15 protein-coding genes and 1 riboswitch are annotated in these 16745 nt (G+C 71.7%); of the genes, 8 read left to right on the top strand and 7 right to left on the bottom strand.

Annotated features, from left to right (window positions below; all coding sequences use genetic code 11):
* Positions 1–13: 13 nt before the first annotated feature.
* From ACQP2O_RS45110 to ACQP2O_RS45095, 4 genes are all read left to right on the top strand, one after another.
* On the top strand, positions 14–1468 hold the full coding sequence (locus tag ACQP2O_RS45110) for an AlkA N-terminal domain-containing protein (protein ID WP_433175532.1): 1455 nt from the start codon (positions 14–16) through the stop codon (positions 1466–1468).
* A 28-nt stretch (positions 1469–1496) separates the two neighbouring features.
* Complete coding sequence (locus ACQP2O_RS45105) at positions 1497–2804, top strand: MFS transporter (protein WP_433175530.1); 1308 nt, start codon at positions 1497–1499, stop codon at positions 2802–2804.
* Positions 2805–2878: 74 nt separating this feature from the next.
* A complete protein-coding gene (locus tag ACQP2O_RS45100) occupies positions 2879–4273 on the top strand; it encodes a hypothetical protein (protein ID WP_433175528.1) in 1395 nt (464 codons plus the stop codon).
* Between the two features lie 41 nt (positions 4274–4314).
* Entirely contained in the window at positions 4315–4581 is a 267-nt protein-coding gene (locus tag ACQP2O_RS45095; protein ID WP_433175526.1) for an MBL fold metallo-hydrolase, read from the top strand.
* A 459-nt stretch (positions 4582–5040) separates the two neighbouring features.
* Here the strand turns inward: ACQP2O_RS45095 and ACQP2O_RS45090 are convergent, their stop codons facing one another.
* Positions 5041–6063, bottom strand: coding sequence for a Ppx/GppA phosphatase family protein (locus ACQP2O_RS45090; RefSeq protein ID WP_433175524.1), 1023 nt, complete (start codon positions 6061–6063; stop codon positions 5041–5043).
* Between the two features lie 110 nt (positions 6064–6173).
* On the opposite strand from ACQP2O_RS45090, the gene ACQP2O_RS45085 reads away from it, so the two are divergent.
* A complete protein-coding gene (locus tag ACQP2O_RS45085) occupies positions 6174–6557 on the top strand; it encodes an RNA-binding S4 domain-containing protein (RefSeq protein ID WP_433175522.1) in 384 nt (127 codons plus the stop codon).
* A 186-nt stretch (positions 6558–6743) separates the two neighbouring features.
* On the opposite strand, the gene ACQP2O_RS45080 is transcribed toward ACQP2O_RS45085, so the two are convergent.
* The 3 genes from ACQP2O_RS45080 to dhaL all read right to left on the bottom strand — a co-directional run bounded on the left by ACQP2O_RS45080 (position 6744) and on the right by dhaL (position 9876).
* Positions 6744–8135, bottom strand: coding sequence for a PQQ-binding-like beta-propeller repeat protein (locus tag ACQP2O_RS45080; RefSeq protein WP_433175520.1), 1392 nt, complete (start codon positions 8133–8135; stop codon positions 6744–6746).
* A 130-nt stretch (positions 8136–8265) separates the two neighbouring features.
* A complete protein-coding gene (locus tag ACQP2O_RS45075; protein ID WP_433175518.1) occupies positions 8266–8967 on the bottom strand; it encodes a CHAP domain-containing protein in 702 nt (233 codons plus the stop codon).
* Between the two features lie 11 nt (positions 8968–8978).
* A riboswitch (cyclic di-AMP (ydaO/yuaA leader) is annotated at positions 8979–9115 on the bottom strand.
* 80 nt (positions 9116–9195) lie between these two features.
* Positions 9196–9876: a dihydroxyacetone kinase subunit DhaL gene (dhaL, locus tag ACQP2O_RS45070; RefSeq protein ID WP_433175517.1), complete on the bottom strand. Its 681-nt coding sequence runs from the start codon at positions 9874–9876 to the stop codon at positions 9196–9198.
* A 517-nt stretch (positions 9877–10393) separates the two neighbouring features.
* On the opposite strand from dhaL, the gene ACQP2O_RS45065 reads away from it, so the two are divergent.
* Positions 10394–12661: an ATP-binding protein gene (locus ACQP2O_RS45065; RefSeq protein ID WP_433175515.1), complete on the top strand. Its 2268-nt coding sequence runs from the start codon at positions 10394–10396 to the stop codon at positions 12659–12661.
* Between the two features lie 92 nt (positions 12662–12753).
* Here ACQP2O_RS45065 and ACQP2O_RS45060 read toward each other — a convergent pair whose 3' ends face one another.
* The 3 genes from ACQP2O_RS45060 to ACQP2O_RS45050 form a co-directional block, all read right to left on the bottom strand.
* Positions 12754–13527: an IclR family transcriptional regulator gene (locus ACQP2O_RS45060; protein ID WP_433175513.1), complete on the bottom strand. Its 774-nt coding sequence runs from the start codon at positions 13525–13527 to the stop codon at positions 12754–12756.
* A gap of 97 nt (positions 13528–13624) precedes the next feature.
* Positions 13625–14539, bottom strand: a complete 915-nt coding sequence (locus tag ACQP2O_RS45055) for an aldo/keto reductase (RefSeq protein ID WP_433175511.1) — start codon at positions 14537–14539, stop codon at positions 13625–13627.
* A 135-nt stretch (positions 14540–14674) separates the two neighbouring features.
* Positions 14675–15292, bottom strand: coding sequence for a TetR/AcrR family transcriptional regulator (locus tag ACQP2O_RS45050; RefSeq protein WP_433175509.1), 618 nt, complete (start codon positions 15290–15292; stop codon positions 14675–14677).
* A gap of 112 nt (positions 15293–15404) precedes the next feature.
* Between ACQP2O_RS45050 and ACQP2O_RS45045 the strand changes: the two genes are divergently transcribed.
* The gene (locus ACQP2O_RS45045) at positions 15405–15866 is read left to right on the top strand and encodes a cupin domain-containing protein (RefSeq protein ID WP_433175507.1); all 462 of its coding nucleotides are present in this window, start codon (positions 15405–15407) and stop codon (positions 15864–15866) included.
* A gap of 78 nt (positions 15867–15944) precedes the next feature.
* A complete protein-coding gene (locus tag ACQP2O_RS45040) occupies positions 15945–16727 on the top strand; it encodes an alpha/beta fold hydrolase (RefSeq protein ID WP_433175505.1) in 783 nt (260 codons plus the stop codon).
* The last annotated feature ends 18 nt before the right edge of the window (positions 16728–16745 follow it).

Raw genomic sequence — 16745 nt, 5'->3', positions numbered from 1 at the left:
CAGAGTTGACGACGTGATCGACGAGGAGGAGGCGTACGCGCTGCTCAACAGCCGGGACCGCCGGTTCGACGGCCGGATCTTCGTGGCCGTGGTGACGACCGGGGTCTACTGCCGGCCGAGCTGCCCCGCGGTGATGCCGAAGCGGGAGAACGTCCGGTTCTATCCCTCGGCGGTCGCCGCGCAGCAGGCGGGTTTCCGCGCCTGCAAGCGCTGCCGGCCGGACGCCGCCCCCGGCTCCCCGGAGTGGAACGTCCGCGCGGACCTGGCGGGCCGGGCCATGCGGCTGATCGCCGACGGCCTGGTCGACCGGGAGGGGGTCTCGGGGCTCGCCGCCCGGCTCGGCTACAGCGAACGCCAGCTGCATCGCCTGCTCGTCGCCGAGGTCGGCGCGGGGCCGCAGGCGCTCGCCCGGGCGCAGCGGGCGCAGACGGCCCGGCTCCTTCTCGAACGCACGGATCTGCCGGTCAGCGATGTGGCGTTCGCCGCCGGGTTCGGCGGCATCCGGCAGTTCAACCATGTGGTGCGGCAGGCGTACGGGACGACTCCGACGGCTCTGCGGACGGCGCGGGCCGCCGGAGGAGGGGCGCCCGTCCCAGGCGCGATCGACCTCCGCCTGGCCTACCGTTCGCCGCTGGACCTCGCCGAGGTGTTCGGCCTGCTGGCCGAGCGGGCCGTGGCCGGGGTGGAGGAGGCGGGTGACGGCTTCTTTCGCAGGTCGCTCGGCCTTCCCCGCGGCACCGGCGTCGTCACCCTGCGCGACGGCGGCGACGGGCTCCACGTGCGCTGCGAACTGCGCCTGGAGGACCTCCGGGACCTGTCCGCCGCGGTCACGCGCTGCCGTCGGCTCCTGGACCTGGACACCGACCCGTGGGAGGTGGCGGACGTCCTCGGCGCGGATCCGCTGCTGGCTCCGCTGGTCGCCGCCGCGCCCGGCCGGCGCGTGCCGGGCCACACCGACGCCGCCGAACTCGCCGTCCGCGCGGTCATCGAACGGCGCGCCGGAGTGGCGGCGGCCCGGGATCTCGCCGCCCGCCTGGTCCGGCGGGTCGGGCACCCCCTGCCCACGCCGGTGGGTGCCGTGACCCACGTCTTCCCCGGCCCGGACGCGCTCGCCGCAGCGGGCCCGGTCCCGCCGGACCGCCTCGGTGGCGTCGTGGCGCGCCTGGCGGAGCGCCTGGCCGCAGGGGCGATCGTCCTCGACCCGGGCGCGGATCGGGAGGAGACCGAACGCCTGCTCCGGGCGGTCCCGGGCATCGATCCGTGGACGGCCGCCCACATCCGGGCACGCGGCCTCGGCGACCCCGACGTTCTGCCTCCCGCCGATCCGTGCGTCCGCCGGGCCCTCGACCTGCTCGGAGCGCCGGGAACCGGCGCAGACGAGGCCGCGAGGCGCTGGCGTCCGTGGCGCTCCTACGCCGTCCAGCACCTGTGGGCGGCGGCCTCGGCTGCGCAGAAGCCGGCCATGTGATTTCGGACGGGCGATCGGGAGGATGTACGTGCGTGACTACGCGGCCGTTCTGGCCGGGCGGGACTTCCGCAGGCTCTGGCTCGGAGCGTCCCTGTCGACCGTCGGTGACGGGATGACCCTGGTCGCCCTATCCTGGCTGGTGCTCGACCGGTACGGCACCGCGCTGCTCGGGCTGCTCGCGGTGTGCGCCACGGCCCCGGTCTTCGTGGGCGGCCTGGTGGCGGGCCCGCTGCTCGACCGCTTCGACAAGCGCACGGTGCTGGCCGCCGACAGCGTGATCCGGGGTGTCGTCGTGGCGTCGGTGCCGATCACGGCCGCTGCCGGGCGGATGCCGTCCTGGCTGCCGTTCGCGGTGGCGGCCGTGTACGGCCTGCTGAAGATGGTGCCCATGGCCGGCGTGCCCGCCGCGATTCCCGACCTGGTGGACACGGCCGGGCTCGACGCCGCGAACGCGCTCGAGTCGGTCGGCTACGCCGTCTCCGGCATCGTCGGATACGCGCTCGCCGGAACCCTGGTCGCGGCGATGGGCGCCCCGAACGTCCTGGCCCTGGACGCGGCGTCGTACCTGCTGTTCGCGGTGGCGGTCCGCGCGGTCCGGCGTCCGTTGGGTCCGCACCGGGACCCCGTCGACGCCGCGCCCGCTGAGGCGGCGACCGAGCGCCGCCTGCGGGAGATCTGCACCGAGGTGCCGGCGGCGATCCGCGACGGCGTCCGGGGGACGACCTGGCTGGTACGGGACCGGGTGCTGGTCGTCACCACGCTCGCGTTCATGGCGTTCAACGTGGCCGAAGGGGCCCTGGTCCTGGTGACCGGACCGTGGCTGGCCAAGGACCGGCTGCCGGGCGGGGCGGGCATGCTCGCGCTCCTGCTGGCGGCGCTGTCGGCCGGCGAACTCCTCGGCGGCGTCCTCGCCGGGGCCTGGCGGCCGGGGCGGGACCGGGTGAAGGCCATCGCGGTGGCCCAGATCGCCGCGGCCACCGGATTCCTCGCCGTGCTCGCCGTACCCGACCGGGTCACGGTGGCGGCCGGCTTCCTGCTGATCGGGCTGTGCGGCGTGCCGATGACCGTGTGGGCGCAGTCGCTGCGGATGGAGCGCGTGCCCGCGCGGCTGCGCGGCCGGGTGTTCGGCACGCTGCGGACGCTGATGCAGGCCACGCCGCCGATCGGCGCGGCGCTGGTGACGCCGCTGCTGGGGCAGGGGCACATCACCACGGCGGCGATCGGGATGGCCCTCGTCGCCGGCCTGCCCGCGGTGGCGCTCCTGCTGTTGCCCGGAGAAGCCCGCAGCGACGGACCCGGATCGCGGACCCGCGTTCTAACGCTTACTAATGATTAGTTAACAATCATTCGAGCAAGAGATTGCGTAAAACCACTAATGATAGTTAGAAGATCACATGTTCTGATGAGGATGTGATCGCTCGCATCCTGACCGTCCTGCTCGTCGCACTGACCGGACTCCTTCCGATGAGATCGGCTCTGGCCTCGCCTGACGACGGCGCGACCGACGGCACCTCCTACGCCAGTCCGCTCACCGCGCTGAGCGGCCAACGCCAGTCGCTCGTCTGGCACGACACCTCGAGCGCCGCCGACGCGCTGCAGACCACCATGGGGACCGAGACGACGTTCGCCGCGGTGATGGCGAGCGTCAACCATCCGCTCACCTCCGCGAACTGCTCCGCCGCCGAGTCCGCCGCTCGCCCGGTCGCCCCGGCGGCGACCACCGCCCTGTGCTGGGACACCGGCGACGACACCACCGACGCCTGGCACCCCCAGGGCATCACCACCTCCGGCGACGCCGATGACGATGGCGCCTGGGGCGCGTACAAGGTGATCCTCTCGGGCTGGCAGAGCCTGATCTCCGGCCGCTACAACGACGCCCGCGTGGCGTTCGTCGACTACACGAACTCGGCCGCGCCCGCCTATCGATGGGTCTACCTCGTGGTGCCCAACGCGACGGGCACCGACTTCACGGCCGCCAAGGCGCACGTCGGCGGCATGGTCTGGTACGGCGACAAGCTGTTCGTCACCGCCGTCGGCAACACCTCGACCGCCATCCGCGTCTTCAGCATGGCGAACATCCTGCGGGCCACCGACTCATCGTCCGCGATCGGCAAGACGAGCAGCGGCTACGCCGCCTACGGCTACCAGTACGTGATGCCGCAGATCGGCTACTACACCTACTCCGGCGGCACGTGCACGATGTTCGCCGACGGCACCTACCCGTCGTACACCGTCGCCGACAACGACGGCGACGGCACGGCCGGGAACAGCGCCGCCGACTGGGTCGGCAACGGCACCCGTGCCTTCACGAACGACACCACCACGGCCTGCCTCTCCTCGATCTCCCTCGACCGCAGCACGAGCCCCGACACGCTGGTCGCCGGAGAGTACTTCGGTCATGACACCCCGAACCTGCACGGGCGCCTGCTGCGATACCCCCTCGGCAGTGGCTACCTGCTCAGCGCGACATCGGGGACCGTCCCGGTCACCGCTTCCTACCGGAGCTACGTCGGCGACGTCCAGGGAGTCCTGTCCTACGGCGGGGTCTGGTACGTCTCGCACAGCTGGCTGGACGCCCGCGGCGGGATCTGGCGCCAGACGACGTCGGGCGGCGGCGCGGCCTCGTGCAGTCTGTCCGGCAGCACGGCCCACCAGTGCTGGGCCTGGCATCCCGAGGGACTGACGTACAACTACGCCACCGGCATGGTCTGGGGACAGACCGAATGGTCCAGCACCGAGTGCGCCGCGCAGTCCCAGACCTGCGGCCGGATGGTGTTCGCCACTCCGCGTACCGACCTGCCCTGACATGTGGGCCCCGCTCGTGCTCCCAGGACGCGGGCGGGGCCATGACCCTGCGAGGGTCGGCCGTGCTCCGTCTGTCCCACCTGCACGGGGATCACTGGGACCGGGTGGCGCGACGGAACCTCGACAAGGACCTGCCGGTCGTCACCACCCGCCACGCCGCTCGGTGGCTGAGACCCCAGGGCTTCGGCGAGGCCCGTGGGCTGCGCACCATCACGTCCCCGCTGGCGGACTTCGACGCCGAGGCGCGCCGGCGCGGGTTGGACGACAAGGTGCGGGTCGTGCAGCGCGGAGCGGCCATCGCCCTGTGACCATCCGGCCGAGCCTGTATCCCCGGCGGGACCCGCCCGGCGAAATTCGTGGGAGCCGACGGGAACAAACAGCCTGGAGGGAACGGTTACACCCTTCGTGGCCGGTGTGCCTGGTGTCCCCGGGCCTCATCTATCGCCTTCGCGGATTACCGTTCGGCTGGAGCCGCGTTGTGCCTTTCGCCGAGAGGCGACCCGCACACCGGTACACACATCGAGGGCCCTGCCGGGCGACGTCCCGGCGGGGCCCTCGTCCTGTTCACCGCCGGGAGCCCGGTGGCCTCCCGGTCGCGGTGCCGTGCGCGCCGGGGCGCGCGTCGGCGGCTGCCGATGGCGGAGGTCGATGGATCGGTCCGGGCCGGTCACACGTCGGGCCGGGGCGCGTGTCGGCGGCTGCGGATGGCGGAGGTCGATGGATCGGTCCGGGTCGGTCACGCGGGGGGCCGTGCCGGCCGTGGTCGGTCAGATCGCCCGGCAGGCGCCGGTGTCCTCGACAAAGCGCAGGCGCGGCCGGTCGACGCGGAGCGGCCGTACGAGATGCGCGATGTCGTCCGTCCGATCGAGCCCGGCCTCGAGCCGGTGCAGCCTGCGCAGCGCGATGCCCTCGCGCAACGCCCAGGGACAGATCTCCAGACGGCTCAGGCCGAGTGCGCTCATGATCTCGTCGGCGACGATGGCGCCGGCGAGGATGTGGCGGGCGCGGGTCCGCGAGACGCCCCGGAGCCGGGCGCATTCTTCGCTCGTCAGCCTGGCCAGGCGGGGGATCCGGTGGCGAAGCGCCGCCCGCTCCAGCACCTGGCGGCCGTCCGCCGTCGCCCCACCGGAGAGCTTGGCGAGCTGACTGAAGATCTTCGAGGTGGCGACCGCATGGTGGTCGGACGACCCCTCGGTCAGCCGGTCGACGCCGTAGGCGGCCAGCCGGTCCGCGACGTGCGCGCGAAGCCGCCCGACCTGCTTGCCACGCGGAGGATCGCACGGCAGGTGGTCCCGCGTGAGCCGGCCGGCGCCCAGCGGCATCGACAGCGCGGTGTCCGCCTCGGCGCCGTCCCCGGTGGCGATCTCCATGGAGCCGCCGCCGATGTCCGCCAGCACGATCGGCCCGACCGACCAGCCGTACCACGCGCGTACGGCCACGAACGTCAGCCGCGCCTCGTCCTGACCGGCCAGGAACCCCAGCGTGACGCCCGTCTCGGCGGCGACGCGCCCGAGGATCTCCTCCCGGTTGGCGGCGTCGCGGATCGCGGACGTCACGAAGGGGATCAACTCGACGGCGCCGACGCGCGCGGCCTCGTGTGCCATCATGCCCACCGATGCCACCACCCGGTCGACCGCCGCGTGGCCGATCCGGCCACCGGCGGTGATCGCCCCGGCCAGCCGGGTCGGTTCCTTGGCGGACGCGACCGTCCGGATCGGACCGCCTGCGATCAGGTCAACGACCTTCAGATGGGCAGCATTGGACCCGACGTCCAAAATGGCGGTGCGCATGTCCGCCTGACTACCCAGGGCGACGGCGAGTAATGCGTGATGCCCGGTTCACGCGGTGCCGAAACGACGGTTTCGGCACCGCTCCCGCCGACCCGGGTAGGGTCTGTCCCATGGCGGCGGATCAGGAGACCGTACGGGTCGATGTGTGGATCTGGTCGGTACGGCTGGTGAAGACCCGCTCGCTGGCCACGGCCGCCTGCCGGGCCGGTCACGTCCGGGTCAACGACGAGCGCGTCAAACCGGCCGCCGCCGTACGGCCCGGTGACCGCGTGCGTGTCCGCCTTGCCGGACGGGAGCGGATCGTCGAGGTGCGACGCGTCGTACGCAAGCGGGTCGGCGCTCCCGTCGCCGTCGAGTGCTACACCGACCACAGCCCGCCGCCGCCCCCGCGCGCGGCCCTGCTTCCGATCGCCCGGCGCGAGCGCGGCGCCGGGCGGCCCACCAAGCGCGACCGGCGGGAGATCGAGCGGCTCCTCGGCCGCCGCCAAGGCTGAACACGCCCGCCGACCGGCACCGGCGCACGCGTGAATGCGGGGGAGTGCCCGTCGGGCCCGGGGCCAGTGGACGCTGGACAGCGCATCGGCCCGGGTCAGCGGACCCTGATGGCGAGTCGGCCCACGTCAGTGCACACCGTCGGCCGGTGCCAGCGCCGGTGCACGCCGCTTGGCCGTCGGCCCGTGTCAGTGGACGCTGATGGCGGTGACGCCCTGCGTCGTGGGGACGAGGACGAGTGACCCGGCGAGGGTCGGGGAGGCGAAGCGGGTCACCGTGCCGACGCGCCGCGAGGCGATGGAGCTCCCGTTGGACTGGGACAGGGCGTGCAGCACGCCTGCGTCGGTGTCGAGGGTCCATACCGCGCCGCCGCCGACGACCGGCGATCCCTTGACGGCGGCTCGCGCGGTCCAGACCCGGCGCAGGTCGCCGCCGGAGGAGACGTCGACGCGCTGCAGGCCGTTCTCGCAGGGCAGGAACGCAGAGGACCCTGACCGGGCCATCCCTCCGAAGGAGACGCAGCCGGGCAGGGAGGCGCGCTGGCCGCCGATCCCCCCGAGGTCGCGCGCGTCGAGCAGGTAGATGTCGCCCGTCTTGCCGGCGATGAGCACCCGCTCTCCCGGGAGCAGGAGGGGGCCCGTCGAGCCGAGATCCTGGTCCTCGCTGTTCTCCTTGCCCCAGCTCTTCGGCGCGAAGTACGACAAGCGGCGGGACAGGTCGGGTGACAGCCGCAGCACCGAGTCGCTGCCGTCGTAGGGCCCGCCGACGCTCGCGCCGTTCCCTACGGCGACGTAGACGTCGCCGGACGCGCCGATGGCCGGGCCGGACGGCGCCCAGATGCCGCCCATCCGGCTGGTCGGAACGGCGTACGAGGCGACCGGCCCCTGGCCATCGGTTTTGTACGCGGCGACGTAGCCGACGTAGTTCCCGCAGTCGCCGTCGAGCCCGCCGAACGGCACGTACACCCGGCCGCCGGCGACCGAGAGGGCGCCGCGCTGCTGTTCCGCCTTGCTTTCGCGGCCGGCCGCGACGTCGAGGCCGCGGGTGAACCGTACGCTGCCGTCGGCGGTGTTCAGCGCCACCAGGGTGTGGCGCCCGCCGGTCGTCTCGGCCGCGACGAACACCGTGCGCGTCGCGGCGTCGTACGCCGGCGTCCCCGTGATGCCGAGCGGGTCGATGTTCCCGCAGGGCAGCGCCGACTGCGGCACGGGCGTGCCCAGGTGCCGTTTCCAGACCTGCCGCCCGGTCGCCAGGTCGAGCGCGTAGACGGTGTCGTTCTCCGTGCCGACGTACGCCGTGCCGCCGACGACGACCGGCTGCCCGTACACCGCTCCGTCGAGCCGCGCCGTCCAGGCGTCCGCGAGCGTACGCGGGGCGGGGAAGCCGGCGGCGTACCCGGCGCGGTCGTTCGATCCGTGGTAGGTCGGCCAGGACACGGCCGTACGCGCCGGCGCCGACGTGCTCGTGGGGGCGCCGCTCGGTGCGGGTGAACGGGTGTCCGCTCTCGACCCGTCGCCGGAGCCGCATGCCGTGGCGGCGGTGAGGACGATGAGTGCGACGCCGTACGCGACCCTGCCCATGGCCCCATTCTCGCCACAGTCGGCGGTCCCGCGCAGGGCGCTCGGCGATCGCACCGCGGATACCGCGCATCCCGAGCGCGATCGCGGCGCCCGCCGCGGCCCCGGCGGCCACCGTCGCCTCCGTGGGGAGCTAGCGGAGGTAGTCCGGGTAGCCGTACCCGACGACCTCGGAGACGGGGCGGATGCGAATCTTGACAGCCTTGTCGGTGTTGCCCTCGATGGTCTCGATCGTCCCGTCGCGATCGTCCTTGACGACGAGACCGACGTGTTCGATGCCGCCGACGGTCTTGTCGCCCGAGAAGGAGAAGAAGACGACGGCGCCGGGCCTCGGGACGGCGCCCCACCGGCCCCGCTGCTGGAACCACTGGGCATGGGTGTGCGTGAACGCGTCGACTCCGATGCCCGGCGCGCCGGCCCGCGCGCCGACCCAGGAGACGAACATGTCGCACCAACTGGCGTCGGCGTAGTCGCTGATCTTCCCGCCGTACCGCTGGGCGCCCGTCTGGGCGGCCGGGGTGGACATGAACCACTGGTTGAACTTGGTGCTCCCGGCCGCGTCCGCCGTCGTGCCGACCTGCGAGAGCGCGACCTTCAGCACGTCGGCGGCGGAGACCTGGGAGTGACCCTTCAGCACGATCATGCGCCTGAGCACGGTGTCCAGGTCCGGGACCGGATCGTGGTCGGCCACCACGGAGACGGGGCCGCGGAAGTGCGGGGCCGCACTCACGGAGAGCTCGGTGGCCACGGCGGCACCGACCAGGGTGATACCGGCGATCGCGGCCTTGAGCGCCGTGCGCTTCAGCCGGGACGGAGGGGGATGTCGAGCGGACACAGGGGTACTCCTTCGGCTTCCATGCCGCTTACCGGGTTAGCTGACGGGTTCGGGCGTGGAAGCTGCCCTACGGCACGATGTGCCGATTCACCCCAACACTTCGGTGGGTCCCCGGCTCCGCGAGCTGCGGATTCAGCGGGCGCTCGCTCGTGCGAGCGGTTCGTACAACAGCGTAAGTCACGTCCGGCGCAGCGGCGGCGGGAGCGGTGTCCGCCCGGGGACGAGCGTTCAGGGCGCCACCGCCTCGGCGAGCGCGCGGAAGATGAGCGCCGTGGAGGTGGCGCCGGGGTCCTGGTGGCCCTGGCTGCGGGGCCCGAGGTAGGAGGCGCGGCCCTTGCGGGCGATCATCGGGATGGTGGCGCGCATGCCCTCTTCCGCGGCGTCCGCGGCGGCGGAGGCGGACGTGCTGAGGGCGGCTCCGCCGCGTACGGCCGCCTCGAACGCCTCCACCGCCGGACCGAAAGCATCGATCATGGTCTTGTCCCCGAGGCGAGCGGCACCCAGTTTCTGAACCGCTTCCAGGCCGGCCCGCAGTGCCGCGAGCAATTGTTCGGCGGTCACGCTCGGTTCGGTGAGCTGCTTGCCGATGGCGCGGAACGCCATCCCGTACAGCGGGCCCGCCGCACCGCCGACGCTCGACGACAACGCGGTACCGGTTTTAGTGAGAATTTCCCCTACCGTGTTGAATTCTTTGCCATTGAGCGTGCTTCGCACGACGGAGAAGCCACGCTGCATGTTGACGCCATGATCGGCGTCGCCGATGGCCGCGTCCAGCCGGGTGAGATAGTCGGCATCGCGGTATATGGCCGCGGTGATCCCCCGCACCCACGCCAAGGTCGTCTCGATGTCCATTTCGCTGTCCAAGGCGGTGAGTCTGGTGACATCGTTACCGACCAGGCTAAGGCTCATGGCAACGGGATGGCCGAGTGGCCACCGGGGACGCCGTCAGCCTGATCGTGGGTCATGGCCCTCGTCGACCGTGTGATCAGAAGCCGGTTCACGGATGCGGAACCGAGTTCGGAGATCCGCAGCCGACGGGCGTACGGGCGTCTCGGCCGGTGACGGTCCCGTAAGAACACCGAGGAGCAGCGGTCCGGCATCTGTCTCGCATGCTGAGAGCGGATGAAATCCGCAGGTCGTTCGCTATTGATGAACCGAATTCAGAGTTCTAGATTGATGTTCATAACAACCTGCCGACCGTCCCCACCCCCGTTGTCCGGCGGGGCGGTCGAGCCGCTGCGAAGATCGGCAGCGGATGATCTCCTGCCCCCGGCAACGACGCACAGGCGGCAGGCCGGCGGCCATTTCATCGGTGGCGATCAGGCATATGTCCTAGCCGGTCAGAGGAGATCGGACGATCTTCTGACGTGGAGAGGAAATGCGAACAGCCGTAACAGGCCGACCGGTGGGAAACCTGCCGACGGAGATGACGAGTTTCATCGGACGTGAGCGCGAACTCGCCGAGGTGAAGCGGCTGCTGGGCGCCGGCCGTCTGGTGACGTTGACCGGCATCGGCGGCGTGGGCAAGACCCGCTTGGCACTGAGCGTCGCGACCGAAGCCCGGCGAGCGTTCCCCGACGGGGTGTGGCTCGTCGACCTGGTCGCGTCGGAGACGCCGAAGTCGCCCGTACGGATGGTCGCGGAGACTCTCGGCCTCCGGAACGTCGAGGACCCGGCCGGGTTGGCGCGGCATCTCGCCGGAAAACGGATGCTGCTGGTGCTGGACAACTGCGAGCACCTGATCGACGAGTGCGCGGCTCTGGTGGGGGACCTCCTGTGCCTGACGACCGATGTGCGGATCCTGGCGACCAGCCGGCAGCTCCTCCGCGCCAACGGGGAGCATGTCCTGGAAGTGCCGTCGCTTCCCGTGCCGGAGACCGATGAGGCGTCGGCGGACACGGCGCTGCGGTACGCGGCGGTGCGCCTGTTCGGCGAGCGGGCGTCGGCCGTCGTGCCGGAGTTCGCCGTCTGTGACGCCAATGCCGCGGCGGTGACGGGGCTTTGTCATCGGCTGGACGGTCTCCCGCTCGCGATCGAGTTCGCGGCGCTGCGGATGCGGATGCTGTCGGTGGAGCAGATCGTCGATCGGCTGGATCAGCTCTTCCTGCTCCTCCGCAGCGACTCCCCGGTCGCGAGTCCGCGCCAGAAGACGTTGCACGGGCTGATCGATTGGAGCTACGACCTGTGCTCGGCCGAGGAGCGCACGCTATGGGCCCGGCTGTCGGTCTTCTCCGGCGCGTGCGATCTGGAGACGGCGGAGCGGATATGCGACGACGGCATCCTCACCGACGCCGTCCTGGAGGCGGTGGCCGGCCTGGTGGAGAAGTCGATCCTCGGCAGGGAGGCCGACGGCTCTCGGACGCGGTACCGGCTGCTGACGGCACTGCGCCGGTACGGGCAGGACCGGCTGGTCGAGTCCGGTGAGGAGCAGGCCGTACGGCGGCGGCACCGCGAGTGGTACCGGGACCTCGCCGAGCAGGCCGGAGCCGAGTGGTTCGGCCCTCATCAGGTCGAATGGGTCGACCGGATGGCCGGCGAAGAGGCCGAGTGGGCCGCGGTGCTGGAGTCCTGCCTGAACGAGCCGGGCGAGGAGCGGACCGGTCTGGAGATGGCCGCCGCGTTGTGGAGCCATCCACTGTCATTCGCCTCTCTGGGCGACGGCCACCGCCTGCTGCAGCGGGCCCTCGCCGCGGATCCCGCTCCCAGCGCCGCACGGGCCAGGGCGCTGTGGGCCGACGCCTGGCTGTGCCTGCGGCGCGGCGACCTCCCGGCGGCGGCGCCGCTGCTGGAGGAGTGCCGCGAACTGGCCGAGCGGCTCGACGACCAGGCGCAGCTGGCCGGGGTGGTCCAGCTGACCGGTCTGGCGGCGGTGCTGAAAGAGGACTTCCCGCGGGCCTGCGCGCTGCTGACCCGGGCGCTGGCCTACTACCGCGCCGCGGGCGACCACGGCCGTTCGTGGACCACGCTGCTGCACCTGGCCACGGCCGCCGTCTTCATGGGCGACGCCCGCGCCACCGCGCTATGCCGTGAATGCGAGGAGATGTGCGAGGCGGCCGGTGCCCGATGGTCCCGCCGGGAAGCGCAATTGATCAGCGGCCTGGACCTGTGGCGACGCGGTGACGCGCGGGCCGCGACCGGCGTGATCCGTCAGGCCCTGCGTCCGCCGCGTGTCCCCTCGGAGCGCCTGGGCCTCGCGCACTGCGTCGAGGCGCTGAGCTGGATCGCCGCCGATCAGGATCGGCCTGAATACGCGGCCGAGCTGCTGGGCGCCGCGGACGCCCTCTGGCGATCGGCCGGGGCAGCGCTGCCGGGACTCGGGCCGGTGGCGCGTGCGCACGCCGACTGCGAGATCGGCCTCAGGCGAGCACTCGGCCAGGACGCGTTCGCCGAGGCCCACGCGCGCGGCGGACGGCTCACCCCCGAGCAGGCGATCGCCCGAGCCCGGGATGAAGAGCCCACCGCGTCCGAAACGGCGGACGAGGCTCGAACGGGCGTCGCCGGCGCCCTCACCCGCCGGGAACGCGAGATCGCGGAGCTCGTCGCGCGAGGCTTCAGCAACAAGGACATCGCCAGCGCCCTCGTCATCGCCCCGCGCACCGCCGAGGGCCATGTCGGGCGCATCCTGTACAAGATGGGTTTCACCTCCCGAACCCAGGTCGCCGCCGTGTGGGCCGCGGAATACGGCATCGGCTGACCTCACCCGACGTCCACCGGGAAGCCAGAAGGCGATTCACCATTGATGAACGCCGTTCGGGGCCGGCCCCGTACGGCAAAGGCGTTCTCCGGTCAGCCGGCACGCCGGGTACGGCCGCGGGTGGCTCCGAGCTCCCGCGAGAGATTGCGCCCCGTCTCCCGTACGGCGACCGCGATCTCCTCCCGCCGGGACTCGGACAGCAGCCGCTCGACCGGACCGACCACGCCGATGGCGCCCGCGACATCGCCGGAGCGCGCGAACACCGGTGCCGCGACACCGGCGTCGCCCAGGGCGGACTCCTGATCCTCGATCGTGTACCCGACGCTCCGCGCGACCGTCAGTTGCTCGGCGAGAGCCTCAGGGTCGCTCACGCTCGCGCCGGTCAGCACGCCCAGCTCACTGCCCAGGAGCTCCGTCTCCGTGGCCTCGGGCCCGAACGCCACGATCGCCTTGCCCAGCGCGCACGTGTTCCAGGGGATCGTGGCCCCGACCTCCAGGATCTGGACCGCTCCCTCGGGCCGGAAGACGTGGTGGACCACCAGCACGTGATCACCGGTCAGCACCCCGACCCAGATCGCCTCGTTCACCCGCGTCGCCAGCGCGTCGGCCCAGATCATGGACCGGGTGCGCAGCTCGTGACCGTCGAGATAGGCGTTGCCCAGTCGAACCAGCCCGGGGCCCAGCGCGTACTTGCTGGACTCGGGGTCCTGTACGACCAGCCCTTCGGTCTCCAGCGTGCGGAGCAGCGCATGGGCGGTCGGCTTGGCGACCCCGATCCGCTCCGCGAGCTCCGTCACGCCCAGCCTCGGGCCGGTGGCCGCGAGCTCACGCAGGATCTGAGCCGCGCGTTGCACTGACTGGATCATGACCCGTCCGTGCTTTCGTCATCGGCGAACCAGGTTCCGCGAACCAGATTATCGTTCCGCCGCCCTCGACGGCATCGCCGCGCCGCAGGGGAAGTCCTTACCCGGCGGACGCAGCGATGCCGTCGAGGGTGTCGATGGTCTTCCGGTCGAGGTGGACGTCGCCCGCCGCGAGGTTCTCCTTCATGTGGGCGGGGTCGACGGTGCCCGGAATGAGCAACGTGTGCGCGTAGGTCGCGAGCAGCCACGCCAGGCCGACCTGCGCGGGTGTCACCCCGAGGGACGCGGCGGCCTCGGTCACCGCCGGATGCGCGGTGACCTTGGGAAAGTTGGGAAACGCCGAGCCGAGGGGGAAGAACGGCACCCAGGCGATGTCGTGCTCACGGCACACGTCCAGCACCGGCCCGCTCGTGCGGTCGAGGACACTGTAGGCGTTCTGCACGCAGACGATCCCGGCGGGCAGGGCGTGGCGCAGTTGCTCGGCGCTGACGTGGCTCAGCCCGATGCTGCCGATCTTGCCCTCGTCCCGCAGGGCGATGAGCTCGGCGAGTTGGCCGTCGAGGTCGACGACCTGGTCGCCTTCGGCCAGAAGGCCGGGCGGAGCGTCGGCGCGGCGCAGGTTGACCACGTCCAGCCGCTCGACGCCCAGAGTGGCGAGGTTCGCCTCCACGCTCGCGCGCAGTTGCTCGGGCCGCTGGGCCAGGACAAGGCCGGCCTGGTCGTCGTGTTCCGCGCCGACCTTGCTCACCAGCACCAGGTCCTCGGGATACGGCGCCAGGGCGTCGCGGATCAGCTCGTTGCACCGGCCGGCGGCGTAGAACTGCGCGGTGTCGATGTGGTTGACGCCCTCGTCGACGGCGGAGCGCATCATCGCGATGGCCGACTCGGGCTCGGGGGCCGGGCGGCCGTGTCCGCCGGCCAGATGCATCGCTCCGAAACCGACCCGGGCTACCCGGCGTCCCGCGAGCGTGGCGTTGCCACCCGGGGCCTTCGGCGCGCTTCCGACTGTGCTCATGAGAACGCTCCCGTTCGTCGATGGCGTAGTCTCATTGATGCGGAGGGTCCTCCGCTACGCTGAGGCTAGCATAAGCGGAGGATCCTCCGATTATGCGTGAAGCCGCCGAGCCGACCCGCCTGTATGCCGCGCGACTCAGCGGGCGGATGCCTCGGTGAAGGCCGCCGTCGTGAGGGCCGTCGCCGTCCGCACCGCGCTCGCGATCGCGTCGTCGGCCGAAAGGCCGCACAGGTCGGTCAGCGTGAACAGCGCCTCGGCGCTGACGATGACCGCGAGGCCTCGTTTGAGGTCGGTCATCGCCGCGGGGGTGAGAGAGGCCGGCCCATCGGCGTCCTCGAAGGGCGCCAGGGCGTGGTCGATCAGGCCGAAGCGGATGCCGGGGCGGGCCGTCGGGTTCGCGGGCGCCGTGATCGTCTGGGAGATCATCGCGCGTACCGCGCCCTGATACGCGTCGACCCCGCGCAGCAGGTACTCACAGGCGAAGGCGACGCGCTCGGCCGGGTCGGCCGAGTCCGCGATCGGCGCGAGGGCCTCCGTCGGGTCGGGCCACGCTCCCGCCAGGGACTCCCGCAGAAGCGAGACCAGGTCGGGAAAGTAGCGGTAGGCGGTGGCTTCGGAGACCAGGGCGGTCCGTGCGACCTGCGGCATCGTCACCTCGGCGCCGGAGCGGGTGAGCTCGCGGCAGGCGTCGACGATGGCCTTGCGCGTGCGGGCCTTCTGATTCGCGCGTCCCGTGGTGCTGCTATCGACCATCGACAGGTGACCTCTCTCGTCATGATTGGCATGCCTCCTTATGAGAGTGTACTTGCATGAAATGTGAGTGGCTTGTACCGTAACGAGAGTTCACTCTCATGAAGGAGACGTCATGGCCAAGGTTTCGATCGTCGGCCCCGATGGTGGCGAAGTCGTGCAGCTGGGACCCACCACCATGCGGATCCTGGAGGACGGCAGCACCACCGGGCACCGCCTCGGAATGGGCGAGATCACCGTTGCTCCGCACACCGACGGCCCGCCCCAGCATCGGCACGGCCGACACGACGAGGGCTTCTACGTGGTCTCGGGGACCGCCCGGTTCACGGTCGGCACCACGACGTACGACGCACCGGCCGGCACCCTCGCGATGATCCCGCCGGGTGCTCCGCACACCTTCGCCAACCCCACCGACGAGCCGCTGGTGCTGCTGAACACCTTCACTCCCGACCTGTACGTGCAGTACTTCCGTGACCTCCGGGACATGATCGAGCAGGGCGGGACGCTGACCCCGGAGTCGACCGTGAAGGTCATGAACCGGTACGACACCGAGCCGGCCACCGACTACGCCGACTGACGAGCACATCTCGACGCCGACCGCACGCCGCGGTTGACCAGCCCAGGAACAACCCCCGTTAAGGAGACCCACCTGCCCATGACCACATACACACTGTCCACCTCCTTCGGCGACATCCCGCTCACCGTTCCCGAACGCGGGCAGGGCCGCCCCGTCCTGCTGCTCCACGGCGGCGCGGGCCCGAACTCGGTCGCCGGGTTCGCCGACCTGATGGCCGCGCGCTCCCCGCTACGGGTGCTGACCCCCGTCAATCCCGGTTTCGGCGGAACCCCCCGCCCCGACGGGCTCGATTCGATCCGGAGACTCGGCGAGCTCTACCGCGACCTGCTCGACCATCTCGATCTGCTGGACGTGACCGTCATCGGCAGCTCGATCGGTGGCTGGGCCGCAGCGGAGGTCGCGCTGTGCGCGAGCGAGCGCGTCGAGCGACTCATCCTGGTCGACGCCGTCGGCCTGGACAGCGCCGAGCACCCTGTCGCCGACTTCTTCTCCCTCACGCTCGACCAGGTCGCCGACTTCAGCTACGCGAATCCCGACGCCTATCGGATCGACCTCGGCGCGCTGACCGACGAGCAGAAGGCCGTCACCGCGGGCAACCGGGCGGCCCTGCAGGCCTACGGCGGCCGCTCGATGTCCGATCCGAGCCTGGCCGCACGCCTGGCCGGCGTCACCGCCCCCACTCTCGTCGTCTGGGGCGAGGCGGACCGGATCGCGACACCGGCCTACGGCAAGGAGTACGCCGCCGCCATCCCCGGCGCCGCCTTCCACCTCATGCCGGACGCCGGGCACCTCCCGCAGATCGAGACCCCGGAGGCACTGCTGACCATCGTCGACCGGTTCATCGGCGACCAGCCGACCTGACCGGCCGCTTGATACACC

The organism is Actinoallomurus sp. CA-150999 (assembly GCF_050942425.1).
Classification (GTDB): domain Bacteria; phylum Actinomycetota; class Actinomycetes; order Streptosporangiales; family Streptosporangiaceae; genus Actinoallomurus.
This window is presented reverse-complemented; position numbering and strand designations above follow the sequence as displayed.